25 protein-coding genes and 1 pseudogene are annotated in these 24,883 nt (G+C 32.1%); 8 read left to right on the plus strand and 18 right to left on the minus strand.

Annotated features, from left to right (window positions below; translation table 11 throughout):
- Positions 1–21 precede the first annotated feature (21 nt).
- The 6 genes from BMZ76_RS04730 to BMZ76_RS04755 all read left to right on the plus strand — a co-directional run bounded on the left by BMZ76_RS04730 (position 22) and on the right by BMZ76_RS04755 (position 5,557).
- Complete coding sequence (locus tag BMZ76_RS04730) at positions 22–2,070, plus strand: McrB family protein (RefSeq protein ID WP_244281747.1); 2,049 nt, start codon at positions 22–24, stop codon at positions 2,068–2,070.
- Entirely contained in the window at positions 2,045–3,346 is a 1,302-nt protein-coding gene (locus BMZ76_RS04735) for a 5-methylcytosine restriction system specificity protein McrC (protein ID WP_091203584.1), read from the plus strand. The genes BMZ76_RS04730 and BMZ76_RS04735 overlap by 26 nt, the downstream gene beginning before the upstream one ends.
- Positions 3,343–3,540, plus strand: coding sequence for a YqaE/Pmp3 family membrane protein (locus BMZ76_RS04740; protein ID WP_091203585.1), 198 nt, complete (start codon positions 3,343–3,345; stop codon positions 3,538–3,540). The genes BMZ76_RS04735 and BMZ76_RS04740 overlap by 4 nt, the downstream gene beginning before the upstream one ends.
- Positions 3,541–3,588: 48 nt before the next feature.
- Complete coding sequence (locus BMZ76_RS04745) at positions 3,589–3,987, plus strand: lysozyme inhibitor LprI family protein (RefSeq protein ID WP_091203586.1); 399 nt, start codon at positions 3,589–3,591, stop codon at positions 3,985–3,987.
- A gap of 59 nt (positions 3,988–4,046) precedes the next feature.
- Entirely contained in the window at positions 4,047–4,712 is a 666-nt protein-coding gene (locus BMZ76_RS04750; RefSeq protein ID WP_091203587.1) for a DUF4339 domain-containing protein, read from the plus strand.
- 641 nt (positions 4,713–5,353) lie between these two features.
- Positions 5,354–5,557 (plus strand): hypothetical protein, encoded by a 204-nt coding sequence (locus BMZ76_RS04755; protein WP_091203588.1) that lies wholly within the window; start codon positions 5,354–5,356, stop codon positions 5,555–5,557.
- Between the two features lie 621 nt (positions 5,558–6,178).
- Here BMZ76_RS04755 and BMZ76_RS16055 read toward each other — a convergent pair.
- The 3 genes from BMZ76_RS16055 to BMZ76_RS04765 all read right to left on the minus strand — a co-directional run bounded on the left by BMZ76_RS16055 (position 6,179) and on the right by BMZ76_RS04765 (position 7,438).
- Positions 6,179–6,487, minus strand: coding sequence for a hypothetical protein (locus tag BMZ76_RS16055; protein ID WP_244281748.1), 309 nt, complete (start codon positions 6,485–6,487; stop codon positions 6,179–6,181).
- 201 nt (positions 6,488–6,688) lie between these two features.
- The gene (locus BMZ76_RS16060) at positions 6,689–7,009 is read right to left on the minus strand and encodes a nucleotide excision repair endonuclease (RefSeq protein ID WP_244281749.1); all 321 of its coding nucleotides are present in this window, start codon (positions 7,007–7,009) and stop codon (positions 6,689–6,691) included.
- A gap of 123 nt (positions 7,010–7,132) precedes the next feature.
- Positions 7,133–7,438, minus strand: a complete 306-nt coding sequence (locus BMZ76_RS04765; protein ID WP_091203589.1) for a hypothetical protein — start codon at positions 7,436–7,438, stop codon at positions 7,133–7,135.
- A 513-nt stretch (positions 7,439–7,951) separates the two neighbouring features.
- Between BMZ76_RS04765 and BMZ76_RS04775 the strand changes: the two genes are divergently transcribed.
- Positions 7,952–8,512, plus strand: a complete 561-nt coding sequence (locus BMZ76_RS04775; protein ID WP_091203591.1) for a DUF6642 family protein — start codon at positions 7,952–7,954, stop codon at positions 8,510–8,512.
- Between the two features lie 37 nt (positions 8,513–8,549).
- Here BMZ76_RS04775 and BMZ76_RS04780 read toward each other — a convergent pair whose 3' ends face one another.
- The 4 genes and pseudogenes from BMZ76_RS04780 to BMZ76_RS16075 form a co-directional block, all read right to left on the minus strand.
- On the minus strand, positions 8,550–9,032 hold the full coding sequence (locus tag BMZ76_RS04780) for an IS1595 family transposase (protein ID WP_091203592.1): 483 nt from the start codon (positions 9,030–9,032) through the stop codon (positions 8,550–8,552).
- Positions 9,033–9,050: 18 nt separating this feature from the next.
- Complete coding sequence (locus BMZ76_RS16065) at positions 9,051–9,587, minus strand: acyl-CoA dehydrogenase family protein (protein WP_244281750.1); 537 nt, start codon at positions 9,585–9,587, stop codon at positions 9,051–9,053.
- A gap of 72 nt (positions 9,588–9,659) precedes the next feature.
- On the minus strand, positions 9,660–9,857 hold the full coding sequence (locus BMZ76_RS16070; protein WP_317615052.1) for an acyl-CoA dehydrogenase family protein: 198 nt from the start codon (positions 9,855–9,857) through the stop codon (positions 9,660–9,662).
- Positions 9,855–10,217, minus strand: a pseudogene (locus BMZ76_RS16075) (acyl-CoA dehydrogenase family protein); the annotation flags it as partial. The pseudogene BMZ76_RS16075 and the gene BMZ76_RS16070, both read right to left, overlap by 3 nt.
- Before the next feature lie 287 nt (positions 10,218–10,504).
- Here BMZ76_RS16075 and BMZ76_RS04790 point away from each other — a divergent pair.
- A complete protein-coding gene (locus BMZ76_RS04790) occupies positions 10,505–11,245 on the plus strand; it encodes a tyrosine-protein phosphatase (protein WP_091203593.1) in 741 nt (246 codons plus the stop codon).
- A gap of 338 nt (positions 11,246–11,583) precedes the next feature.
- Here the strand turns inward: BMZ76_RS04790 and BMZ76_RS04795 are convergent, their stop codons facing one another.
- The 11 genes from BMZ76_RS04795 to BMZ76_RS04845 form a co-directional block, all read right to left on the minus strand.
- Entirely contained in the window at positions 11,584–13,551 is a 1,968-nt protein-coding gene (locus BMZ76_RS04795; RefSeq protein ID WP_167547419.1) for a polysaccharide biosynthesis protein, read from the minus strand.
- Between the two features lie 195 nt (positions 13,552–13,746).
- Entirely contained in the window at positions 13,747–14,700 is a 954-nt protein-coding gene (locus tag BMZ76_RS04800; protein ID WP_091203595.1) for an MraY family glycosyltransferase, read from the minus strand.
- Positions 14,701–14,810: 110 nt separating this feature from the next.
- Entirely contained in the window at positions 14,811–15,677 is an 867-nt protein-coding gene (gene rfbA / locus BMZ76_RS04805; RefSeq protein ID WP_091203596.1) for a glucose-1-phosphate thymidylyltransferase RfbA, read from the minus strand.
- Positions 15,678–15,913: 236 nt separating this feature from the next.
- Positions 15,914–16,960: a dTDP-glucose 4,6-dehydratase gene (rfbB, locus tag BMZ76_RS04810; protein WP_091203597.1), complete on the minus strand. Its 1,047-nt coding sequence runs from the start codon at positions 16,958–16,960 to the stop codon at positions 15,914–15,916.
- 186 nt (positions 16,961–17,146) lie between these two features.
- The gene (gene rfbD, locus BMZ76_RS04815; RefSeq protein WP_091203598.1) at positions 17,147–18,004 is read right to left on the minus strand and encodes a dTDP-4-dehydrorhamnose reductase; all 858 of its coding nucleotides are present in this window, start codon (positions 18,002–18,004) and stop codon (positions 17,147–17,149) included.
- 342 nt (positions 18,005–18,346) lie between these two features.
- On the minus strand, positions 18,347–18,895 hold the full coding sequence (rfbC, locus tag BMZ76_RS04820) for a dTDP-4-dehydrorhamnose 3,5-epimerase (RefSeq protein WP_091203599.1): 549 nt from the start codon (positions 18,893–18,895) through the stop codon (positions 18,347–18,349).
- Positions 18,896–19,236: 341 nt separating this feature from the next.
- A complete protein-coding gene (locus BMZ76_RS04825) occupies positions 19,237–20,385 on the minus strand; it encodes a glycosyltransferase family 4 protein (protein WP_091203600.1) in 1,149 nt (382 codons plus the stop codon).
- Positions 20,386–20,395: 10 nt separating this feature from the next.
- Positions 20,396–21,253 (minus strand): glycosyltransferase family 2 protein, encoded by an 858-nt coding sequence (locus BMZ76_RS04830; RefSeq protein ID WP_091203601.1) that lies wholly within the window; start codon positions 21,251–21,253, stop codon positions 20,396–20,398.
- A 22-nt stretch (positions 21,254–21,275) separates the two neighbouring features.
- Entirely contained in the window at positions 21,276–22,307 is a 1,032-nt protein-coding gene (locus BMZ76_RS04835; RefSeq protein WP_167547420.1) for an EpsG family protein, read from the minus strand.
- A gap of 27 nt (positions 22,308–22,334) precedes the next feature.
- The gene (locus tag BMZ76_RS04840) at positions 22,335–23,600 is read right to left on the minus strand and encodes a glycosyltransferase family 4 protein (protein ID WP_091203603.1); all 1,266 of its coding nucleotides are present in this window, start codon (positions 23,598–23,600) and stop codon (positions 22,335–22,337) included.
- Between the two features lies 1 nt (position 23,601).
- A complete protein-coding gene (locus BMZ76_RS04845) occupies positions 23,602–24,876 on the minus strand; it encodes a lipopolysaccharide biosynthesis protein (protein WP_091203604.1) in 1,275 nt (424 codons plus the stop codon).
- Between the last annotated feature and the right edge of the window lie 7 nt (positions 24,877–24,883).

Consider the following 24,883-nt stretch of genomic DNA (forward strand, 5'->3'; position numbering starts at 1 on the left):
TATATAAAAAAATGATAAATTATGAGTCATAAAAATCCCAAGATGTGGATTATGAAGATAACTCCTGGTGGTTCTGGAAATACTAAAAAGTATTTTGAAAACTTATTTGTTAATCAAGACGGAAAAAAATTAATTGGTTACACAAAGGAAGAAGGAGATAAAATTGAAGAGTTTTCAAATTTATGGAAGCGAATTAAAATTGGAGACTTGGTGGTTGTTATTGAGGGTTTTAATAGAATTTTTGGTGTTGTTGAAATAACTTCAAATCATTTTGATGATGTTAATAAAGAAGGAGATTCGGAGTCTGATTGGTTTTATCACAGAAGAAAAGCAGCATTAGTAAAATACTTTAATCCACATATTACAGCAAAATCAAATACAAATCGGAATACAATTATAGAATATTCGGGAGAAGGTGCTCGTGATATTTGTGATATGGTTTGGAACAAAATAAAGGATGAATATTGGAAAGAAAAAGAGTTTAAAAACATGAAAGACAAAATAGAATTACTCGAATATAAAAAACAAATCATTCTTCAAGGTCCTCCTGGAACGGGTAAAACAAGATTAGCTAAGTTAATAGCGGAAGAAATGACAAAAGCAAATAAACTAGCAAGTCCAATTGATGTAATTAACAATCATTTTAAAACCTATAAACCAGACGAATCAAGAATTGCACTTCGAGAAAAAATCAATGGTTTAGTAAGTAGTTTCCAAGAAAAATTTAAAAAAGAAGACCTTAAAAATTTACCATTAGAAAACTATGCTTTGGGAACCGATGACAAAGATGGTTTTTGCTATTGGCAAGAATATATATTAACTGCTACAGGTAAATATAATGGTCAAGCAGACAAAGGAAAAATATATTGGAAGAGCGATGAACAAAAATATGTAAAGAGTGGTTTTCTGAAGTCTATTGAGGATGATAACGAGGCCATGAAAAAAATGGCTGAATTATTAGACAACATTGTAAACGAAAGACATATTCAAGGGGTTGATTATCCAATTGGGAAAGGCTTTGTTTTAAAAATATTGAACACTTATTTTCCTGATAAATATTTTCCAATTAATAATGAAAAATGCTTAACGAATGCTTTAAAGTTATTGGGTGAAGATACAGCTGGTTTGAACTACATTCAAAAAAACATAAAATTACAAGAACTGTTTTTAGAGAAAAAGGCAAAATATAATACCGACATAACTAACAATGAATTCATGTATCTTTTATTTACCTATGACTTGAATGGGGTAATAAAATTCGAAAAATCAGAATTGATAGTTGAAGGTAAATATAAAATCGTACAATTTCATCCTTCCTATTCTTATGAAGATTTTGTTAGAGGTATTTCGGCAAAAACAACTAATAAAGGGATCTATTATACAGTAGAAGATAGAATATTAATTCAAATGGCGGAAGAAGCATATAAAAACCCAAATGGCAAATACATTTTAATTATTGATGAAATTAATAGAGCCAACTTACCATCGGTTTTAGGAGAGTTAATCTATGCTTTAGAGTACAGATACAATCATAAAAAAGAAAACAACAAAGATGCAGCAGTAGAAAGCCTGTATGATAAGGCCAAAGATGGTGAAGAACCAGATCGGGTTTTATTGTTACCTGATAATTTATATATTATTGGAACCATGAATACGGCAGACAGAAGCGTGGGTCATATTGATTATGCTATCAAAAGACGGTTTGCATTTGTAGATGTGTTACCAGAAATAGAACCTGTGCATCCATTAATTACAGAAACTTTTATAAAAATATCTAGCTTATTCGTTAAAGGTTTTGATGGTGCAGGTATTCCGCATATAATTGAAAAATCAGAATCATTAGCTTCTGATTTCAGACCTGAAGATATCTGGATTGGACATAGTTACTTCATTTGTAAAAAAGAAAACAGTAATGATAATGAAGATGACACTATTGCAAAACCAATCTTAAATATGAAATTAAAATACGAGATTATTCCTTTGCTTAAAGAATATATTAAAGATGGTATTTTGAACGAAACTGATCAAGTAAAAAATGTAATGAATGAGCTTATTTCTACAAACTTCTAACAGTAAACATTTTGTAGAACATCATCATTGCTACTTTGAAGATATTGCCAATGAAATTGATGTTCCAAAATTACCACAACCCATTTTGTTTTTACAAAATGAAAAGGCAGTGTGCTTTGAAATTAATGTTCATACTAGAAGAATACAAACGAATTATTATATTGGCGTCGATTGGATTATTGAAAAAGAAAAAGCCATTTACGTAGAGCCAAAACTCAATAAGAATTCTAAAGAACAAACGGATTACCTTAAAATGTTGTTTTCGGCATTAAAACACCCAGAAGTTGCTAAACATACCTATGATTTATTCGAAATAAAATGGGAGAAAACACCCATAGCCATCACTCAAGAACAAGATTTATTGAGTCCTTTATTAGTTGTTCAATATTTGCGTTTAGTTAAAGAAATCGTTCGTAAAGGGTTGAAAAAATCCTACTACAAAGTAGAAAACAATTTATACGCAAAAGTAAAAGGCAAAGTATTAGTAAGTCAAACCATTAAGCAAAACCTAGTCAAAAACAAACCACTCCACACCTATTGCAGCTATGATGAATTTGGGTTAAACAGTTTAGAAAACAGATTATTAAAAAAAGCCTTGGTTTTTGTTCAGCGGTATTTGCCTACTATTAAAAATCTACAAAACGAAAAATACACCACAGAAATATTCAATTATATCAATCCCGCTTTTGAATTTGTCTCTGATGAAGTAAATCTACATGATGTGAAACATACCAAAACAAATGCTTTTTATAAGGAATATGACGAGGCCATAAAACTGGCCAAACTTATTCTGAAACGATTTGGTTACAACATTACAAATACCCAACAAAAAACAATTAAAACTCCTCCATTTTGGATTGATATGAGTAAATTGTTTGAATTGTATGTTTTGGGTTTATTAAAAGATGCCTATGGTAGTCATGCACTTTATGGCGGAAAAGAAGCCAAGCTTAGCTATGGTTTGCCAGATTATCTCATTACAAAAGACGGTATAAAATGTATTGCCGATGCAAAATACAAAACCTTATACAATGAAAAAGGTCAATACGATATTGATAACATTAGACAATTGAGTGCCTATGCCAGAGATAAGAAGGTATTTAGCAAATTAGATATAAACGAAAAAGAAATTATTGATTGTCTTATTATTTATCCGTTAATAGACCAAAGCTCCATTTTAGATTTTAAAATTGACTTTGAATGTTTCGAAGAAGTAGATCCTTTTGTTGGCTTTAAAAAAATAGGAGTTCCAATCCCGATAATAAATAAAATATGAGATACGTTTTAGCTTTTTTTCTTCCATGGCTATCCTTGATATTACAAGGGAAAATAGGTTCTGGGATAATTTGCCTGATATTACAAATTACTATAATCGGTTGGGTTCCCGCTTGCATTTGGGCTTTTACATCCCTTAACAGAATGTATGCAGATAGAAGAACAAATAAGATTATCAAAGAGATGAAAAAATAATTTAATACCTTTTAAATCCCAAACTACAAAAAAGAAACTTTAAAATTTATGAAAAAACTTTTAATTCTCGCATCCTTTCTCCTGATTTCAAACTTTGCCATAGGTCAAACCCAATTAGAAATGAATGCCACTGCCAATACTGATTATCAAAAAGCAGATAAGGAGCTCAATTCGACCTATAAAAAGATTTTAAAAGAATACAGCATTGACTTGGTATTTATCAAAAACCTTAAAATAGCTCAAAATATTTGGATCAAATTTCGTGATGCAGAAGTAAATATGAAATATCCCCAAAGAGAACCTGGATATTATGGAAGTATTCAACCAACATGTTGGAGAATGTATATGACCGAATTAACCAAAAAAAGAATTAAAGAGTTAAAAATATGGTTAACTGGAATTCCTGAAGGAGACGCATGTAGTGGATCAGTTAAAATGAAAAATTAACTTAACGGTCCGAATTAGCAATATATACCTTATGCCGATAAAATAAACCAATATCATTTATGAAAAAATACTACCTACACAACGGCACCGAAAACATAGGTCCATATGATTTAGATGAATTAAAAGCCAAAGCAATAACAAAAAATACACAAGTATGGTGTGATGGCATGGAAGATTGGAAAAATGCAGGAGAAGTAGAAGAATTAAAAAGCATTTTGTCAGTTGTCCCTCCTCCTATTGCAAAAAGGCCTGAGATCAAACCGGAACCTATTGACAGTAATAAAAAAACACATTGGTTTTGGAGGATGACTAGAGTGTTAGGAATCCTAATTATTGTTTTTGTTGCGATTATTGCATTTGTAGATTATATGAATGCAAAAAATAGCAGTTCATCATATGAAGAAAGTATCATGACAATAGGAGAAATGGAAGTAGCAGACCCATCTTCATATCTAAATGCAACGGGTACATATAAACCAACCTTTTTAGGAGACCAATTAAAAATCAATGGTATAATTGAAAACAAAGCGACTGTAACAAATTATAAAGATGTAGTCATTGAAGTAATATTTTATAGCAAAACAAATTCGGAGATTGCAAGAGAACAATATACTATTTATGATTTTTTTGCTCCTAATACAAAAAAGGAATTCAAATTGAAAGTAAAAAATTATAGTAACGTCGAAACAATTGGCTGGAATGTGTTTAATGCAACTGTAAAGTAAAATTAGAATTTAATTTAGTCCTTTATAAAATCTATCTCTCCGAAGTTTTCTCACTTTGAAGTTTTTTGGAGAAATTATAACCGGGACCCAGAAATACTAAATTATTGGAAATTAATAAAACCGCAATTGCGGTTTTTTTTGTGCCTAAAATTAAAGTTCGTAATTAAATCTATTAACAAATACTATCAACTACTCCCAGTCAAGGAAGGATTAGGAAGAATTCAGAAAGATTCAGAAAGATTTATTACTCTTAAAATCTGTAAGCTTCAAAATCCTACCAAAAGTTACCCTAAGTTACTTTATTGTAACAAATTCTACTGAATGTTTCCCTAACCTACCAAATCCTTCTAAGCATACAAATTAAAACCAAATATTTGCTATGTGGATTACAGACCTCAACTACATACTCCTTCTTATTTTCTAGCTATTGAGAAACAACGTTCATTGTGAACAAAAAAAATCCGGACAAATGTAAACGAACCAACACTAATCCAAACAAATGTGATCAAATCCAGACAAATGTGAACAAATCCGGACAAATGTGAGCGAATCCAAACAAATGCGAACAGGCATATAATTTAAAATCAAACATTTGTAATTAAAACAAACTCATTGTTTGTTGTTTACCTAAAAACTAATTAATGACTGCTAATACGGTATATGATATTTTTCTTGCTCTTCCAGAAATGGAAAGGCAACGTCATATTGAATTAGTAAATGAGTATAAAAGGAAAGAAGACAATAAATATGCTATCATACCCAAAAAAAAGAAAAAAGAGTTCTCCTATACTAGACAAGATGCAATAGATTATCTGCTAAAAAATGTATTTTGCACAAAAAAATAGTTTAAAACTTATTCCATCACTCTCCTCTTTTCAGTTATTAATATGCCCGTGGCTTGATCTTTAAAAGAAAATTAAGGCCTTTACTTGATTTTGAATAGCTAAATAACAATCTTATTTATTTAGCACAATAACCCTAATTTTTAACGGAATTTAACTTCAAAAATAAATAAAAATCTATAGCTTTTTTTTGAAAAAAGAAGTAATTTAGTATTGAAAATAATTTCAAAAACAGTACACTAAACAGTACACCAAACCGTACACTTTTTTTAGAAAACATACCTTTTAAAGGCAAAAAAGGGATTTAATTTAGTAGGAAAATTAATTCATAACCCTGAGGTCCCGAGTTCAAATCTCGGTCTCGCTACCAAAACAAAAACCCTAACATCAATATGTTAGGGTTTTTTTAGGACTAAACATTATGTTTAGAAAATACAGACTTTAAAACTGTGAAGTGAGGAAAGAAAGTGAGGGATTTTATGAATTGAGATAAAAAAATCACTGAACATGAAGCAGTAAAGGTATCGATGAAATCTAGTTTTTCTTTTAAATCATTTGAACTGTAGCCTAATGTTTTTATTCCCAAGCTACCAAATTTAAAAATCTTATTGCTTTTTTATTAATCTACTCGTCATATTGTTTTTGAATTGTGAAAATCTTGCGTGGATTATTCTCTACATATTTGTAAATTAACCCCATAATATATTGATTTCTTTTGTAAAGTGTAACATAATCCTTTATTTCTGCAGGATCCGCAATTGCAATATCAGAAGTAATGTACCCCACACCGTAAAAGTGAGTATTTTCCACGCAAATGCAACTGCGTTCATCTGTAGTTCTACCTTTATCAATCATGGCAAAACTGGTCCTACTTCTCCGTAAAGATTGGATAGCATTTTCGACTTTTTCATTATGAATATCTACATCTGGCAAATTAATAAAATCACATGCCCGTATATTTATTTTATTTTCTGCCGTGCATTAATGACAAAATCTAGAATCCAAGTCAAACTGCTGCGCAAAACTCTGTAATACATTTAAACCCTAAAAATTTTTTTTGACTAAAATGTTCAATAGAAGACCTAAACTTCGTTAGTTTTCCAATTGCTAAATATTTTATCCATTTCTGGCTTCTTATTGGTAAAGACCATATTTAGGCATAAAGCGTTTGAGCGCACGATTATATGCTGGCCATAGTTTTTTGATTTCTGTACATTCTAATACTAGTGCCATTAATTCCGTAGCACAAATTTGAAATGATATACTATCAATTTCTCGTGAAAAATTTTGTCTTTGTAAACTTATATTATTGCACGTGAAATGAGAAGCCACTCGTTTTTTAATATTAACCGCTTTTCGAACATAAATAACTGTTTTCATTGCATTATAAAAATAATACACACCCGATTTTTCGGGTAATTGAATAAAATCATCCGGTGGTAGATTAGCAGGCAAACGCTGATCTTGTGCTGTTTTTTTTGATCATTTGATGAATGTGACCCTCTTGATCGCATGCTAATAATCTAGAGAATAATATAGCGGTTGCACCTGCATCACCTCCAGCACGATGCCTATTCTTTAGCGGAATATCCACGCTTTGTCATAATAATATAAGGAGTCCTCATTATTAGAAAGTTGTTTAAATGAAATGCCCAACTGATTATACGCCGATGCTTGATAGCGTAAATCCCCTTGCGAGTAAGGCAAGGCTTCGATTAGATTTTTTTCGCTCCCTAAATAATCCCCAAAAACCTCTTGAATAACAACCGTTTGAACTAAATTATAGGTAATCATTAGACTATCGATTTCTAACTCAGATAAAATTTCGGAACGGTTAAAAAAATAAAAAGCACTATCCAACTTTTGATTTGCATAATTTGCCATTCCTAAGTCTAAAAACTTTCTCGCCTGAATGCTATTTTCTATTGTGGTATCTTCAGTAAATAATGAGGCTTTAGTCTTTGAAGTTTCTTTACAAGAATAAAGAATAAAAAGTAATAAAAAAACAAAAAACGGGGGACGCTACATACTAGTAACTTTTTCCGAAAGTAGTACTTTATAAGTACTATTCCGAAATTTAATTATGGACAATAAATTTGGTGGCGGCATTATTACACTAAAATCATCTTCGCTTACAGAATTATTTTTTTTTTTAAAACAAATAAAAAAGCAATCCGTTAACAACTATTTATTATTAAATGTTAACAACGAATTTTATTCTGCAGTAATTTTACAAATTGAAATTATAAAGTCGGCAAATAAGTAATCTGCAGAAATCATACTAAGTTTTAGAATAAACGTTATTTGTTTTTATCCTTTAAAATATGTTACTAATTAGGGTTTTGTATTTCAAAAAAATAGTTGTTCGTATTAAATCATCTCAATAAACTAAATTTCATGGATTCTGATACCTTTATTTTCTGCCTCGAAGCAGTTCCTGATGTAGACACAAATAGGACAACCGAAGTGGTCAAAAACTTAGAGCAACTAGCTTTTGAACAAGGAATTACAAGCATTTATAAAACATGTGATACTATTGAAGGATTAGAAGAAAGTTTAAATTCTCTGCTTTATGAAGACCATAATTTTACCAATTATGAAATCATTTACTTCGTCGTGCAAGGCGAAGGAAATACTATTTGCCTGAATGAATATTATTATAGCTTAGAAGAAATAGCCGAACTCTTTGAAGGAAAAATGAAAGGAAAAATTCTGCATTTTGCAAACGCAAAAGTATTGGACTTAAGCCCAGATGAGGCGCAATATTTTTTAGATGTTACAGGAGCACGCGCAGTTTCGGGTTATGGGGCTTCCCACCAAAACATAACCAGCAGTTCCCTTGATAAACTTTTCTTTAGCTTATTTGAAGAACAAGATGACATCATAGAAATTGTAGAAGAATTACATCAAAAAAACTATGCTCTTTGCAAACTTCTCGATTTTAGATTGTATTATTAGCAGAACTAGCATTATTTTTTATTGAGGTGTACACTTATTATAATGTCTTGATATAAATTTTTTGAGTATTCATCATTCTGTTTAAAAATAGGTCAAATATGTTTTCCTTGTAAATTGACCTATTAATTCGGTAACTAAACTCGTCTAAATACTTCTGAATATGCTCTTTACGAACCCAAGAAAAAGTACCCCTCAACCAAGATTTTACATGATGAATCATATTGTGTAATTCTTTTGAAGATTTGCCTTTGTCACTTTTTATCTGTTTCAAATCAAACTCTTTTTTTAACGGATTATATGCAGTCCATTTGTCTGTTTTTATTGATGTAGATTTGGAAATGTGTTTATCAAATATTTTGTGTAGTTTTTTACACGAATAATTTTCAAGCTGGTCAAAATATACTCTTTTGATTCCGCCAGTATCATTGGTTTCAACGGCGATTATCAACTTCTTTTTTTTTAAATCATTGCTCCTTCCTTGTTTGAGATTTTCTCGCCAAACAAGAGGCTTGTTTTTAATCCATCATCAATTTATTTGTTAAAGATCTTTTAGCAATCCGCGAGCAATGACTATTTTTATAATTTCATTTGTTCCGGCATAAATACGTGCCACACGATTATCAGCATACATACGAGCAATTGGATAGTCCCACATGTAACCATAACCACCATACAATTGCAAACATTCAGCGAGGACCTTTCCGCACATGTCGGTTGCCGAATATTTAATCATCGAAGCACTTTCTGTTGTCAATTTATGGTCTACTAATAATTCGATACACCGATCTAAAAAAGCCTGATGTATTTGCAGTTGGGTAGCGCATTCCGCAAGTTTAAATTGGGTGTTTTGAAATCCTAAAATAGGGCTCTTAAAAGCGGTTCGTTGCTTGGTATAGCTGATAGTATTTTCGATAGCGCCTTCAGCAGTGGCAACCGCCATAATCCCAACGGTAAGTGGCTCTCGAGCCAGTTCCCGCATCATAATTTTGAATCCTGTTTTTTCATCTCCCAGCCTGTTCTCCTTTCGAACTTTAACATTATCAAAAAATAATGCGGACGTATCTTGTGATTTCATTCCAATCTTTTTGAAGGGAATTCCTTTATGAAAACCTTCCATCGTCGATTCTAAAATAAGTAACGTAACATCCTACTCATCCGTATTATAATTGGTTTTGACAGCCACTACAGCCATATCACAAATGAATCCATTGGTGATAAAAGTTTTTTGACCATGTACCAAGTAGTTATCTCCTTTATCTTCTGCCGTTGTTCGAAGGGCTTTCAAATCACTCACGCAACTAGGTTCCGTCATTCCTATTGCAGTAATAATTTCTCCTTTGGCCATCAACGGCAAATATTTTTGTTTTTGTGCCTCGTTCCCATAATACAATAAATAAGGCGCTATAATGTCGGAGTTCAATGAAAACCCGGGACCGGCTATTCATTTTTTGGCAAACGCTTCAATTAACAATGCATTAAATGTAAAATCCAATCCTCCTCCCCCATATTCTTCCGGCATATCCACACACAACAATCCTAATTCTCCCGCTCGTTTCCATATTTCACGGGATACCATCCCATTTTTCTCCCATTCATCTAAATGATCTATAATATCATGCGAAATAAATTCTTGAATCATCTCTTGCATCATTTTATGCTCTTCGGAGGCATAAATTTTTCGTTCCATTACTATGTTTTGTAGCATTTTGATACAGTTTTTAGTTTATAAAATACTTGAACTGATGCTGATATTGGAAAAATTAAAGAAAGTGATACCCAATTTGCATCTTGAAAAAGATTTCGCTTTCTCAAGTTACATAATTTTTGAATTCAAAAACGCTTCAGTAAACAAATCATAAGTTACTGAATCACAAGCCAATTAAAAAAGCTGCTGGACTTCTCTGAAATACCAAAACCTTTTTAATCACGGTAGTCAAAAAGCTGACACTAAACAAAATCTGAATACTAAAAACTTTTTGCTACTTTTGTACCATGTTTTCACTATTCAAATCAAAATCCGTACTGAAAGACTTAATTCCGGAAGATCATATTGACATTCATTCCCACCTGTTACCCGGAATTGATGATGGCGCCAGAACATTTGAAGATACGCTCCGACTGACAAAAGCACTGCAGGGATTCGGTATTTCCGAATTCATCACCACACCACACATCATACAACATGTTTGGGATAATACTCATGAACAAATTCTCGCCAAGAAAGCAAGCACATTGGCCGAATTGGAAAAAAATGCAATTGCTGTTCCCTTCAAAGCAGCGGCCGAGTATTTGATGGATGATCAATTTGTGCGTCTTTTTCAATCGGGTGATTTATTGACACTTAAAGACAAATATGTACTGGTGGAAATGTCGTACATCAATGCACCAATCCAATTGTACTCGATACTTTTCGATTTGCAGGTCGCAGGATACATACCGGTATTGGCACATCCTGAACGCTACCTTTTCTACCACAATAACTTCAATGAATACATAAAATTAAAAAGAGCAGGTTGTCTGTTCCAACTCAACCTGTTGTCCACCGTGGGGTATTATGGCGGTACTATTACTAAAATAGCCGAAGAATTGTTGCAAAAAGAGATGTACACTTACGTAGGATCGGATGTACATCATGACAACCACATCGCTGCCTTTGATCAAAAAGTAGCTATCAAAGACATAACTCCGTTGAAAGAAGCAATAGCCAACAATCAGTTTTTTAAATTTGGATAAACCAAATAGACCTATTGATTTTAAAAGGAAGTTTGACCCTTTCCAAACCGATATCGGCTATCGTTTTAAATCGGTTTAAAACTTAGATCAAAACGAAAAGTAATTTTTTTTATAAAACAGAGCAGTAACGCATATATTACTTCATCAAAAACTACTTTTTTAAAGACCTTTTTAAAAACAGCAAATACAACCTTTTAAATTAGTGAAATTCGTTGCAAAAAATTTGTAAAACAAAACCTGCCAAAACTCCTGTCTGAAGTAGTATTAATAGCATAAAAAAAGGTTGTAAAGCACATATACTTTACAACCTTTTTGATGCAACATTAATAAATGAAATTCTACTTATCCAATAACTCAAAAGTAGAATTCATACTCTTAAACTCAGGTACAATTTGCTTCATTTGGGCGACCATTCGGTCATTGTCAAACTGATTGGCTGACTCAATAAGTTCCGTTATAGCAAAATTAAGTGGATTAAAATCATCTAAAATCTCCTCCGCTATCATAATTTTTTCGTGATACGTGGGTAGGGTTTTTGAAGTATTATTTAACAATTCTTCATATAATTTTTCGCCCGGTCTCAATCCGACGATGGCTATTTTGATGTCTTTTTCAGGGGTAAAACCGGCCAGTCTAATCATCTTTCTCGCCAAGTCAATGATTTTGACGGGTTTACCCATATCAAAAATATAAATCTCTCCACCATTGCCCATGGCTCCGGCTTCCAAAACCAATTGACATGCTTCAGGAATAGTCATAAAATAGCGGATAATATCAGGATGCGTAATCGTAATTGGGCCGCCGCTGGCAATCTGCTTTGTAAACAAAGGAACTACGGAACCATTCGACCCCAATACATTTCCAAAACGTGTCGTAATAAATTTAGTAGTCTTTTTTTCTCCGTCATTTGCATTTTTGAATTGCAGGGATTGTACATACTTTTCGGCGATTCGTTTGCTGGCACCCATAACGCTACTGGGGTTCACAGCTTTATCAGTGGAAATCATTACAAATTTTTTGACTTTATACAAGCACGATAAATCGGCGAGATTTTTGGTTCCCTCAATATTTGTAAGAATCGCTTGTGAAGGATTTTCTTCCATCAAAGGCACATGTTTATACGCCGCTGCATGATAGACAACCTGAGGCAAGTGGGTTTTAAAAATACTGTTTAATACTTCTTTATTTCTTACATCAGCAATAATGGTGACTATGGTGGTAGAAGAAACATGACTTTGTATTTCTAAAGATAAATGATGCAGGGGCGTTTCGGCATGATCCAAAATAAGTATTGTTTTGGGATTAAAGCTGAATACCTGCCTTACGATTTCGCTTCCAATAGATCCTGCCGCACCACTGATTAAAATGGTTTTATCTTTGAGTTGTTTTGAAATTAATTTACTGTCCAATAGTATCGGTTTTCTTTCCAGTAAATCTTCAATTTGAATCGTTTTTATTTTTTGAGAAATCTCTTTTTGATTTTCCCAATCGGAAATCAAAGGCACAGTATAAACGCTATAATTAAACTCCAAACATTGGTCTACAATGAGCAATTGTTCTTCTTTTGATAAACTTTTATCAGCAATAATTACCGCCTGCGCATTAATGGAGCGCATTAACGGGGGTAATTTTTTCTTTTTGAACAAAATCGGCAAGTCCATAATACGCTTAGCCGTATTTTGATTATTTTTATCTACAAATCCAACAATTTTAAATCGGGTCGGAGTTTCAAATTTTAAAGCATTCGCAACAGAAATAGCATTGGCATCCGTACCGTAAATGATTGCTCTTATTAATTTATTGGTTCCTTGTTCAGAGAAAAAAAACTCAAATAACTGTTTGATTAAAATACGATATAAAAATAATCCGCAAAAAGAAAACACAATATTGATGAACAAGGCGGTGTTTAAAAACGCTTTGACACCAAAGAAAAATTCATACATGAAGTTAAAAAGCAAAAACACGAAGAGCACTCCAAGTTGAGAGAAGAAAATCTTTACCGCGTCAATATAAGAAGAATGACGAATAATTCCGGAATACGTTCTAAAAATCCAAAAAAAGAAAATATTCACTCCAAAAAAAAGAAACAAGAATTTAATGGGATTTGGTGTAATAACAAAATTCAATCCTGTTCCCCTGAAAAGCATAATGGTAAGAAAACAAGACAATACTAAGACTATGACATCGATCATTACAACGATCCATCTGGGCAAATAACTTAAATTAGACAGGCTAAATTTCAAATTTTCTCTGGATAAAAAATTTGGTTTTACAGCGGATGAGTTTGTGTTTTTAATAGTACTCAAAATAGTATTTTAAAAGGTTGTGCCGGTAATATATAAATAGTTTTTCAACTGGCTTACAAAAAGGAAATAAAATTAAAACTAACTAGTCGCAAACTAAGAGATTCGCTGGTAATCCAACGAATTTATAAAAATATCAAAATAGAAGTCAAAAAGAATATCAGACTACTTGAAAAAAATATTATAAAAGACAATAGTTTACGACTTTCTAAGAATCATTTTCCGATGAACGAACGAACGTATCAGGATATAAAGCAGGGTCAAAACTACTAAAATCATAAGAACAAATGACAAAGATAATTCCCCTCTGGCATCCATATAAACAACCAGTCCATTGATAATCAGCTGCAATACCGCATAAATAAAAGCCACTACAATTTGATAATGTCCCATTTCATTGGCAAGATATTGGTACAAATGAGAACGATGGGGTTGAAATATGTTTTCTTTCTTCATCAACCGGCTGACAATCGTGACAACAGCATCAATACCATAAACGGAAAAGAAAAGAATATAACCCACTTGTCCGGTGACAAATATAGTTTTAATCATAAAATACCCTAAAAATAACGCCATACTGATACTTCCCACATCACCTGCAAAGGTTTTCGCTTTATTCCGAACATTAAAAATTCCGAAAGCAATACAAGCTAATCCCATCGTTAACAATAAGGGCAAATGGGCACTGTGGATGGGCAAAAAAGAAAAACTGAGTAGTGCTGCCATTGCATATAAAACTGTTATTCCATTGATACCATCCATGAAATTAAAAGCGTTAACCCAGCCAATCATCAATACGAGTAAAATGGGCAAGATCCATAAAGGCTGGTAAAACAAATTGAGTTCAAAAAAAACCAATCCGACAGCAATAAGGTGTGCTAAGAATCGAGGCAGCTGTGGTAGCGGTATCATGTCATCGATAAAACTGACCAAGCCGACTAATACAACTGCAGCAGTCAAGGGCCATGAAACATATCCCATAAAAAATGCAATAAATGTCGCAATAGGAAAAATGATACCGCCACCTCTCAAAGTGACAGCCGTATGTGACGATCTGGTATTGGGTTTATCAATAATGTGGCATGCCTCTGCTATTTTAAAATAAAGAAGTTCTATGCTTACAAATAAAAGAATCAGTAGAATGTATTCCATTTTCAATAAGAAGTAGTATGGTGAAGGTAGGTAAAGTAGAAGATATTAAGAATTAAACACCTTAAAATTAAGGCATTTAAAACACAACAATTTCTAGTCTACGCCTTTTATTATTTGTTTTTCAATAATCCCAAAAGATACTCTCCGTAACCGGATTTCTTTAATGGTTCTGCCAAATCTTTCAACTGTTGCTCTGTAATGAAACCTTGTCTCCATGCAATTTCTTCGATACAGCCTACTTTTAGTCCCTGACGTTCTTCGATTACCTGAACAAATTGTCCTGCTTGCATCAAACTATTAAAAGTTCCGGTATCTAACCAAGCAGTGCCTCTGCTTAAAATCCCAACTTTCAAAGTCCCTTTTTCTAAATAGACTTTGTTGACATCGGTGATTTCATATTCCCCACGAGCACTTGGTTCAATATTCTTGGCAATTTCAACAACTGAATTATCATAAAAATAAAGTCCGGGTACGGCATAATTGGATTTAGGCTCCAATGGTTTTTCTTCGATTGAAAGTGCCTTAAAATCAGCATCAAATTCAACCACACCGTAACGTTCCGGATCCGAAACGTGATAGGCAAACACCACTCCACCATCTGGATTGGTGTTGGATTGCAACAATTCATCCATATTAGAACCAAAGAAAATATTGTCCCCAAGAACCAATGCTACACTGTCAGAACCTATAAATTCTTCCCCAATAACAAATGCCTGCGCCAGACCATTAGGCAAAGCCTGTTCCGCATAGCTAAAACTACATCCAATAGAAGAGCCATCGCCCAATAACTTTTTAAAATTAGGCAAATCGTGAGGCGTAGAAATAATTAATATTTCGTTAATTCCTGCCATCATCAAAGTGGATAACGGATAATAAATCATCGGTTTGTCATACACGGGCATCATTTGTTTACTCATTGCTAAAGTCAATGGATGCAAACGGGTCCCGGAACCTCCGGCTAAAATAATTCCTTTCATAAATGTTAAATTTATTATTTATTGATCATTTTTGCTATCACTATCTATGTGTGGTGTTTGCTTACACAAACTCATTTTTAATGGCGATTTCATATTTATATACTTTCAGTGTCTTCTCTCAACTTTGAATAGGTTAATTCGCATTACCTATAATCTGAATTCTCAATAAATTATTGATAACTTACTACCAAACATTAATCACTCAATACTAACTTCTAAAATCTGATCACTGAAAACTAATTATACTGTTTCTCGTAATAAGTCGCATACTCACCAGAAGTGATATTATTCAACCAAGTTTGATTTTCCAAATACCAGTTAACCGTTTTTTCCAAACCTTGCTCAAAAGTAACCGACGGCTTCCATCCCAATTCTGTATTGATTTTACTGGCGTCAATAGCGTAGCGCAAATCATGTCCAGGGCGGTCCTTAACATACGTAATTAGTTTTTCTGAAGTTCCATGGGCTCTTCCTAATTTGTCATCCATTATTTTGCAAAGCAATTTAACCAAATCGATATTCTGCCATTCATTAAAACCGCCAATATTATAAGTATCGTGGTTTTTGCCCTCGTGGAATACCAAATCAATCGCTACAGCATGATCCTCAACAAAAAGCCAGTCGCGAGTATATTTTCCATCACCATAAACCGGTAAAGGTTTATTCTGAATAATGTTATTAATAAATAAAGGAACTAATTTTTCCGGAAAATGAAAAGGGCCATAATTATTGGAACAATTGGTCAACACATAAGGCAAACCGTACGTTTCACCATACGCTCTTACAAAGTGGTCTGAACTTGCTTTAGATGCAGAGTAAGGCGAATTAGGATCATAGGCAGTGGTTTCTGTAAAGAGTCCTTCGGCACCCAAACTACCATAAACCTCATCGGTACTGATATGGTAAAAACGCTTTCCTTCATAATTGCCTTGCCAAGTTGCTTTGGCGGCATTCAACAAATTCATCGTTCCAATCACGTTTGTTTTTACAAAAGAAAGCGGATCCGTTATGGAACGATCTACATGTGATTCAGCGGCTAAATGCAAAACACCGTCAAATTGATGTTCCTCAAACAATTGATCAATAAAAGCGGCATCAACAATATCCCCTTTGATAAAAGTATAATTGGGAGCTGCTTCTATGTCAACTATATTCTCTAGATTTCCTGCATAAGTAAGCGCATCCAAATTAAAAATTTGATACTGTGGATACTTGTTTACAAAAAGTCGTACCACATGCGACCCTATAAAACCGGCACCACCGGTGATTACTATTTTTTTCATTTTATTTATATATTTTAATTAGTTCTAAAAACGCACTAACTTTTTTTGTTAACTCTTAAATCGCATTAAAAAGGAACTTTCTATTTTCAAATATGTTTAGCGCTGAGCTGAAACGAAAATTGCATGCACGATTTCCTCTCATTATTTATTACTCCTAAACAACTGAATACTCAAAACTGATTACTTCTAACTACTCAACAACTTCATACATTTCTCTAAACTTACTTTAAATTCAGGCACGGAAACCCCAAACGTCTTTTTTATTTTGCTTTTATTCAATAAAGAAAACGCGGGGCGTTTTGCCGGTGTTGGATAATTAGCGGTGGGAATTCCGTTAATTTCGCAATCAAAACTACCAATTTCCTGAATCGCTAAAGCAAATTGGTACCAACTGATTTCACCCTCATTAGAAAAATTATAAATACCGGGCTGCCAAATATCATGTGTGACAATAGTCATTATGGCTTGTGCCAAATCTCCAGCGTAAGTAGGACTTCCAATCTGATCAGCTACAACATTCAAATGATCTCGCTCTTGCATCAATTTCGACATTGTTTTGACAAAATTAGCGCCAAAACTAGAATAAACCCAAGAGGTGCGGATTATTATTGCATCCGGGTTTTCTTGTAAACATGCCTTTTCACCCGCTAATTTGGTGACACCATATACATTAATGGGTTTCGTTGGTTCATTTTCGTTTAATGCCGTGGCTGCCGTTCCTTCAAAAACATAATCAGTAGATATGTGTATCAGTTTACACATGTTACTATGGCTCCATTTTGCAAGGACAGCTACTGATTGATGATTGAGCATATCAGCCAATTCAACTTCGATTTCGGCTTTGTCCACTGCGGTATGTGCGGCACAATTGATAATAATCTGAGGATTAAGAACATTCAATTGTTTTGCTAACTGTTCTAAATTACACAAATCCAACTCTTCACGGTCTGTAAAAATCCATTCAAATTGTGAATATATTTTTGACAACAAATTTAATTGAGATCCCAACTGCCCTTTCGATCCGGTTACTAAAATTTTTCTCATTTTATTTTATTTTTTCTTAAACGCTAAAGCACTAAGATATCAAGTGTATTTTATACTGTAGCTATAGTCTAATGTACAAACGATTTGTATTTTTTTAAATATGGATTCAGATTACTGTGATATTCAACCGTCTGAATTGCAATCCTTGCAACTAAACACTGAATACTCCCAGTCATATAATTTGGAATACTCCACTCCTTCTTTCTGAACTTTGCAATTCAATTCTCAAACGCACAGACAACTTGAAACTTGAAACTTTTCTAAACTTTAAACTTTAAACTCCTAAAAAGAACTTACCAACACAAAAATTTTGTGCCCTTTGTAAACTTTGCGGTTAAACGTTTAAAACTCCCAGTCAATGGCATCAAAGCCAGGCAATACCAAATCCTTATCGGAAACAAGTACCTCATCCGGACGCAATTGCCAATCAATTGCCAAAGTACGATCATCATAACGGATGCCTCTTTCGCTGTTTTTATCATACGCACCATCAACTTTATACAACACGGAAGCAGTGTCACTCAAAACCGAAAAACCATGAGCAAACCCATGAGGCACCACTATTTGTTTTTTATTTTCAGCACTCAAAACTACGCTATAGTGCTGTCCATAAGTTGTGGAGCTTTTACGCAAATCCACTGCTACATCAACAATTTCTCCTTGCAACACACGTACTAATTTAGCCTGTGCAAAAGGATTAATCTGCAAATGCAAACCTCGAATCACTCCTCTGGTAGAGAAGGACTGATTGTCTTGTATAAATTCATAACCTATCCCATTTTCTAAAAATCTGGCTCGGTTGTAGGCTTCGAAGAAATACCCTCGTGGATCTTCAAAAACAGTTGGGGTGATTAGGATTAAATCCTGTATAGCGGTTTTTTCAAAAGTCATACTGTAATTATTATATTTTTAATAAGTGAAAATGTACTAAGAAATTACTTTTAATTAAAATCTAAAAAATCACCAAATGAATGAATAATTTTAATAAATAAATCGGTGTCTTTTTAATTTTCATAAACATTTTTAACTAAATCTAAATTCCCTCTAAATCTTTCTTACTACTAACATTTAGTAGCGTGCGAGCTCCAAAGTTCTTTTATGTAGAAAACCATTTAATAAATTAATTAGTGTATTTTTTAAAATAACACATAAATCTCCACTTAAGTAAAATATATCTTATAATAAGTTATTTAAAAAATATAAAAGGAAACTTATAAAGGTGTTTTAAATTCTTAAAGCTCTAAAATCTTTGAAATTAATTTCCATATTTTTGTTTGTTCAAAATTTTCTTGAACAAACAACCTTCCTTGAAACCCATGTTTAATCGCTATTTCCTTATTTTCAAGATAAAATATAATTTTATTAGCAATGTCTTTTGGATTGTTTGAAATAAAAAGTCCTGTTTCATTTTCCAAAATAGCCTCAGTACATCCTGTAGCTTTTGTAATAATAACAGGTAAATTCATTGATGATGCTTCCAATGCAACTGTTGGAAACCCTTCTCTGTAAGTTGGCAATACAAAAACATGCATTAAAGAAAAATAAGTTGAAGTATCAACAACAAAATCAGTAAATATAATTGATGAATTTTTTGAAATTTTATTTTTTGAATAATCTGATATTGAATCTCTTGCTTCAATAGGTCCAACTAATAATAATTTAGAATCAGGATATCTCATCTCTATAATCTCCCATGCGCTAATCAAATCATCAATTCCTTTATCTTTGACCAAACGGCCAACATAGCCAACAATTTTATCTTTTTTATTTATGGAAAGTTCAGACCTTAAAATTTCAATTGCATCTAAAGAAATCTTCTTAGGATTAAACTTTTCTTCAGTATCAATTCCATTACAGGTTCCTAACCCCAAAATTAGGTTTTTACTGCTTTTATTTAATTTGTCCTTTATACTGATATCTAACACTGACTGACTGACACACACTACTTTTGTCGCTAAATAACCCGACAATCTTTCAATATTTTTTAAAAGCACTCTTTTGAATCCTGTGCTGGTCTCGTATATTATACCATGTCGAAAATATATTGGTTCTGAAACTCCAGCAAAAAAAGAAGCTATCATAGCCACCATTCCGCCTTTTGGAGTATGACCAACTACTTTTGTGATGCGATTCTTTTTTATATATCGGTAAACTGTAAATATTGCCCTTAAATCCTTTATCGGACTAATCGATCTTGTTATTTCTACCTCTAAGGGAATGTATTTCAATTTATTTGCTAGCGCACGAAACTCTAAAGACGGTGAACATCCCAAATGGTATTCATTATTATTGGTCTTTTTTAAGAATACAAATTGCTGTCCAAAAAAATGATTAATAGCAAAAGACACTGTTACTATGTGAAGAATTTTTTCACCTTTCATATATTTTAAATCAATTTTTTAATTTTAGTATCGTACTTTTTATGTAATTAATCTGTTCGGAATTCAAAGAATTATTTCTGTTTGATGTAAGCAAATATTGTAGTGAAAATAACCCCAGAAATTGATATATTAAACTTTTTAAATGGGTTTTAAATACAGCTCGCTCAAGTTCGACGTCAGATAGTATTCCTTTAGAATGTTTTTTATAAATCATTCTAAGTGTTTTCATACTTGACGTATAATTTTTAATACTAACGTTACCTTCTCTATACAAAAGTAATGGTTCAGTTATACGATAAAATGTAGTATGTGAAAATGTCCTACACCATAATTCGAAATCCTCTGCCCTTATGTATTCTTTATCGTATTGATTAGATTTATACCATCCCCTTTTAACTAATATAGACGGATGTATCAATAATGATTTTTTAAAAATATCTTTTTTACTTTTTAAAATTATTTCATCTGTATCTCTAATTCCAATTGGATTATCATTTTCATCAATTGTAAATGCCGCTGTGGCAACAATATCAATTTTGGCATTACCAATAAAAATTGCATGTTGCTTTTCAAGTCTTTCTGGCAACATTATATCATCCGCATCCATTCTGGCTATATAATTCCCTTGGGCAATGCCAATAATTTGATTTAATCTATATATAAGCCCCTTATTCTGACCATCTGAAATTAATTGTATTCTTTCATCCGTATCAGCCATTTTTTTAGCAATTATCAAAGAATTGTCCGCTGAACCATCATCTATTAAAATCAATTCCCAATCCAGTAAAGTTTGATTTAAAATTGATTTAATCGCAATCTCTAAGGTCTTTTCATTATTATAAAACGGTAACCCTACTGTTACTTTCATCCGTAAAAAATTTAATCATTGATTATTGCCAAAAAAACTTATACGGTAGCCATGCCGTTTGAGAAAACAGTCCAGCAAATCCACTTTCGTCATCAATTAAGCTGGTCATCGCGGCATCACTATTATTAATGAAGGATAGCGTTCTATATAAATTAAATAGTATTAAAATAATTATCAAAGCTTTTGATTTTTCTTTAAATATTTTCGTAAAAAGAAACAAAAACAAAACGAAGCCTAAAACATAAGAAAATCTATTTAACATATCAAAAAGATAGCTAAACCATCTGAAAAGGTAGTAAATAAAAAAAAATAAAATATTTTTTTTGGATTGTAGTCTTCTATTAAAGAGACATAAAGCAACCACTATTAAAAATTCTAAAATTAACCCAAAATCAAATTTAAAGCTTCCGGTTAAAGATAATAGGTCAATAAAATAAGAATTAATTTTAGTTATTATAAAAGCGTAGGCAATTCCAATAAATACAAACAAGACCACAAAATATTTTATAAAATCTTTTCTTTTTATAAAAAACATTATAGCTAATACACCGGCATAATGGAATGATATTCCCAAAACCAAGAGATAAATGTATTTTTTATCTTCTTTTAACATCATTAAATAAGCATTTCCAATAAATAGTAATGAAATGCCAAATCTCAATAAATTAAGATTGAACATAATATAAAAAGCGGAAATATAAAACAGAAAAAACAAATCTTTTTCTTCAATTTTTTGCAAAATTTTGTACAATAGAATACCGTATAAACAGGATAAAGAAAAAATAAAAAACTGATCACTATTTATAATAAACCTAATTATTGTCGCATAGAGAATAAATCCCGGTTCAAATGCAAATACTAAACCTTTACTAATTATTTCACTGGTATCGCCTATTGAATTAAAATATGTTTTATAGGCAAAAGTATCCGTACCAACGTTACCCCTAAGTCCTGCAAATAATACACTAACGATTAATGGGACACAAAGTGACCCCATACTATTTTTATTCCAGCAATATCTGCTAAAGAAAACATAACCGAATATGAAAAACATAAAAAGAATATAATAAATCATATGCTATTAAGACAATAAGGTTAAATATAAACTTTCATATTGTTTAGTAATAATCTCCCATGTATAAAAATTCAGCCAAGAATCATAGCCATTTCTCTGTAAATCAGCCCTTAGGTGATTATTTTCATATAAATTTTCCAGCAATTTAACAGACTCATTGATTTTGACATTGCTGTAACCGTCCTCCTTTTTTATAGTAGGTAAAATAAGTCCTCCTTTTGTTAAGGCAGCAATTTCCACTGAATTACCAGCAGAGGAAGCAAGAAAAGGCGTTTTTGATGCCATTGCTTCAAATAAAACTAATGGTGAACATTCTATATTTGATGGGAAAAGGAATAAATCTGCGGCGGAGTATGCTCTTAGTGTGTCAATACGGTTAAAATCCTTGACAATAATTTTCTTTTTATTAGATTTTAAATAAAATAAAAAATTATACCATCGTGCTTTAATGGAACAACTGTGATAACAAGAAGATACGTATTTCTTTTTGGTAATAAAGGAAAAAAAATTCAATATCTCCTTGAGCAAATTTATCAAGATTGTTTTAAAGAACGACTTATATAAAGTGTGGTTTCCAACTATTAACAAGGTAGAATTAATGATATTGGCACGTCTGTAAATACTCATTGCCTCTGAATGTCCTTTTAAACCAGTATGAGAACCTACTATCAAAAGTAGAAACTCATCATTTCCAATTTTTAAACTTTGTCTAATATCATCATCTTTTAAACCAAAAAATTCATCATATGAAGCTGCGTTGGCAATGACAGTTAATTTTTCTACTCCATGCTCCCTTGCGAAATTAATATCTTGATAATCATCTGACAGAAAAATGTTACAATCATAGTTTTTAAGCCAATCGCCCATATTGTTGTAATAAGATTGATAACGACTATCATTCAATTTCGAAAATCCAGTAGGTATGAAAATTTTTTTACTCTTAATACGGTCCAAATGCGGCAATAAAATATCGGTTGCCCACTGCTGAGCAGCAAAATTAGACACAATATCGAAATTACCGTTTATAATAAAATTTATATATCTATCTTTTTCATCCTGAGTACCATTTATACCTTCTACAGAATTTCCTGATAGTTTAAATGATTGTATACCAACGCCATTAATAATTAAATCTAACCTTTCAGACGAAAATTTTGTAGCAATTGTAACCTCATGCCCCAACAACACTAGTTTCTCAGATATTTGTTGAACTACTTTTTGCATACCGTGCATTGCTGGTAAATACGACTCAACTGTATGTAAAATTTTCATTTTATAAATGATATTTAAATTTTCTATTTATCATTAAAACCATAATTAAGTAAATAGAACTTGCCAATATCATACTGATAGTTAGCCCAATGATCTGAAGATAGTAAACGCCTGCGATATTTAATAATAGAGAAACAACCCCAAGTATAATTTTTGGTATTAAATATACTCTTGGTTTTTCATAAATCATACCAAAAATTGTATAGGCCTGTGCTAATTGGAACAGACCAATGGAAAGACTAAAAAATGGTAAAAAATACCAAAATGTTGCAAAATTAATTGCTATAAAAGAGAGCAGTAATTTACCAAATAACAAGGAAAACAATACACCAAAAGCAACTAAAAAAATACAACTGCGGAAAAAATTATTCAATACTTTGTTTGATTTACTGTTTAAATCAAGTCGGTTAATTTGCTCAAATATTATCGGTTGAAAATATTGTCCAACAACGCCCAACGGCGTTGCTATCAAATACGAAGATAAAGTAATCATCAAGGAGTATATACCAACAGTATCTAAATTTGAAAAATGTGCTATAACCCATCGGTCGCTACTACTTTCCAGCCATCCTGCCAATCCCCAAATTACCAGTGGAATGGAAAAAACAAATACTTTTTTGTATATTAAATATTCCCTCCAGCTTATCGATTTAAGGTCTCTCCAAATTCTATAATTAAATACCGAATTAAAATAACTTATCCTCATTACTAATCCTACTATAATTGAAAAAGACAATACCAGTAAAACATTTGTAATGTTCAAAATTTTATTAAACATTAGTGTGTAAAGTAGCGCAGTAGATACTAACTTCTCAAGGACTATAATTATGGTATTTAACTTTCTTTTTCTAATCAAATTGAATAAGGATGCAAAAAAACTGGAAAAAGTAAAGAATACAATAAAAACGGCAGTAAGCAGTACATTAGGCTCTACTATTATTTTAAATAGGCTCATTAAAATAGCTATAAGAGCGATTAAAATAACTGTTAAAATAAAAAAAAGATATATTACATTTATAAACCTTCTTTTATTTTCTAAACCTTCAAAGCTGAAAAAATACCTTACAAAACCTTGCTCAGAAGGGCCTACTAACAAAGCCGAAACTAATGCCGAAATGGTAAGAATCAGCGAATAAATTCCAAAATCAGACGTTCCAATTTTTGTTATAATCTTAACAATTACGATGCTAAAAAGAATAGACACAAGTTGTCCTCCCATTAACCATAAAAATTCACTGTTTTTTGAAAAGCTAATTTCTAAATTTCTTAATTTCATTTACTTC

This window comes from Flavobacterium xueshanense, from assembly GCF_900112975.1.
GTDB classification, from domain to species: Bacteria; Bacteroidota; Bacteroidia; order Flavobacteriales; family Flavobacteriaceae; genus Flavobacterium; species Flavobacterium xueshanense.

What these genes read in the sequence shown, in the direction of transcription:
- BMZ76_RS04730 (WP_244281747.1), top strand. Translation starts at nt 22, where the DNA reads ATGAGTCATAAAAATCCCAAGATGTGGATTATGAAGATAACTCCTGGT.
- BMZ76_RS04840 (WP_091203603.1), bottom strand. Translation starts at nt 23,600, where the DNA reads ATGAAAATTTTACATACAGTTGAGTCGTATTTACCAGCAATGCACGGT.
- BMZ76_RS16070 (WP_317615052.1), bottom strand. Translation starts at nt 9,857, where the DNA reads ATGGCCAAAGGAGAAATTATTACTGCAATAGGAATGACGGAACCTAGT.
- BMZ76_RS04830 (WP_091203601.1), bottom strand. Translation starts at nt 21,253, where the DNA reads ATGAAAGTAACAGTAGGGTTACCGTTTTATAATAATGAAAAGACCTTA.
- BMZ76_RS04745 (WP_091203586.1), top strand. Translation starts at nt 3,589, where the DNA reads ATGAAAAAACTTTTAATTCTCGCATCCTTTCTCCTGATTTCAAACTTT.
- rfbA (WP_091203596.1), bottom strand. Translation starts at nt 15,677, where the DNA reads ATGAAAGGAATTATTTTAGCCGGAGGTTCCGGGACCCGTTTGCATCCA.
- BMZ76_RS04845 (WP_091203604.1), bottom strand. Translation starts at nt 24,876, where the DNA reads ATGAAATTAAGAAATTTAGAAATTAGCTTTTCAAAAAACAGTGAATTT.
- BMZ76_RS04775 (WP_091203591.1), top strand. Translation starts at nt 7,952, where the DNA reads ATGGATTCTGATACCTTTATTTTCTGCCTCGAAGCAGTTCCTGATGTA.
- BMZ76_RS04755 (WP_091203588.1), top strand. Translation starts at nt 5,354, where the DNA reads ATGACTGCTAATACGGTATATGATATTTTTCTTGCTCTTCCAGAAATG.
- BMZ76_RS04750 (WP_091203587.1), top strand. Translation starts at nt 4,047, where the DNA reads ATGAAAAAATACTACCTACACAACGGCACCGAAAACATAGGTCCATAT.
- BMZ76_RS04765 (WP_091203589.1), bottom strand. Translation starts at nt 7,438, where the DNA reads ATGGCAAATTATGCAAATCAAAAGTTGGATAGTGCTTTTTATTTTTTT.
- BMZ76_RS04835 (WP_167547420.1), bottom strand. Translation starts at nt 22,307, where the DNA reads ATGTTTTTCATATTCGGTTATGTTTTCTTTAGCAGATATTGCTGGAAT.
- rfbB (WP_091203597.1), bottom strand. Translation starts at nt 16,960, where the DNA reads ATGAAAAAAATAGTAATCACCGGTGGTGCCGGTTTTATAGGGTCGCAT.
- BMZ76_RS04825 (WP_091203600.1), bottom strand. Translation starts at nt 20,385, where the DNA reads ATGAAAGGTGAAAAAATTCTTCACATAGTAACAGTGTCTTTTGCTATT.
- rfbC (WP_091203599.1), bottom strand. Translation starts at nt 18,895, where the DNA reads ATGACTTTTGAAAAAACCGCTATACAGGATTTAATCCTAATCACCCCA.
- BMZ76_RS04790 (WP_091203593.1), top strand. Translation starts at nt 10,505, where the DNA reads ATGTTTTCACTATTCAAATCAAAATCCGTACTGAAAGACTTAATTCCG.
- BMZ76_RS16065 (WP_244281750.1), bottom strand. Translation starts at nt 9,587, where the DNA reads ATGAAATCACAAGATACGTCCGCATTATTTTTTGATAATGTTAAAGTT.
- BMZ76_RS04800 (WP_091203595.1), bottom strand. Translation starts at nt 14,700, where the DNA reads ATGGAATACATTCTACTGATTCTTTTATTTGTAAGCATAGAACTTCTT.
- BMZ76_RS04740 (WP_091203585.1), top strand. Translation starts at nt 3,343, where the DNA reads ATGAGATACGTTTTAGCTTTTTTTCTTCCATGGCTATCCTTGATATTA.
- BMZ76_RS04735 (WP_091203584.1), top strand. Translation starts at nt 2,045, where the DNA reads ATGAGCTTATTTCTACAAACTTCTAACAGTAAACATTTTGTAGAACAT.
- rfbD (WP_091203598.1), bottom strand. Translation starts at nt 18,004, where the DNA reads ATGAGAAAAATTTTAGTAACCGGATCGAAAGGGCAGTTGGGATCTCAA.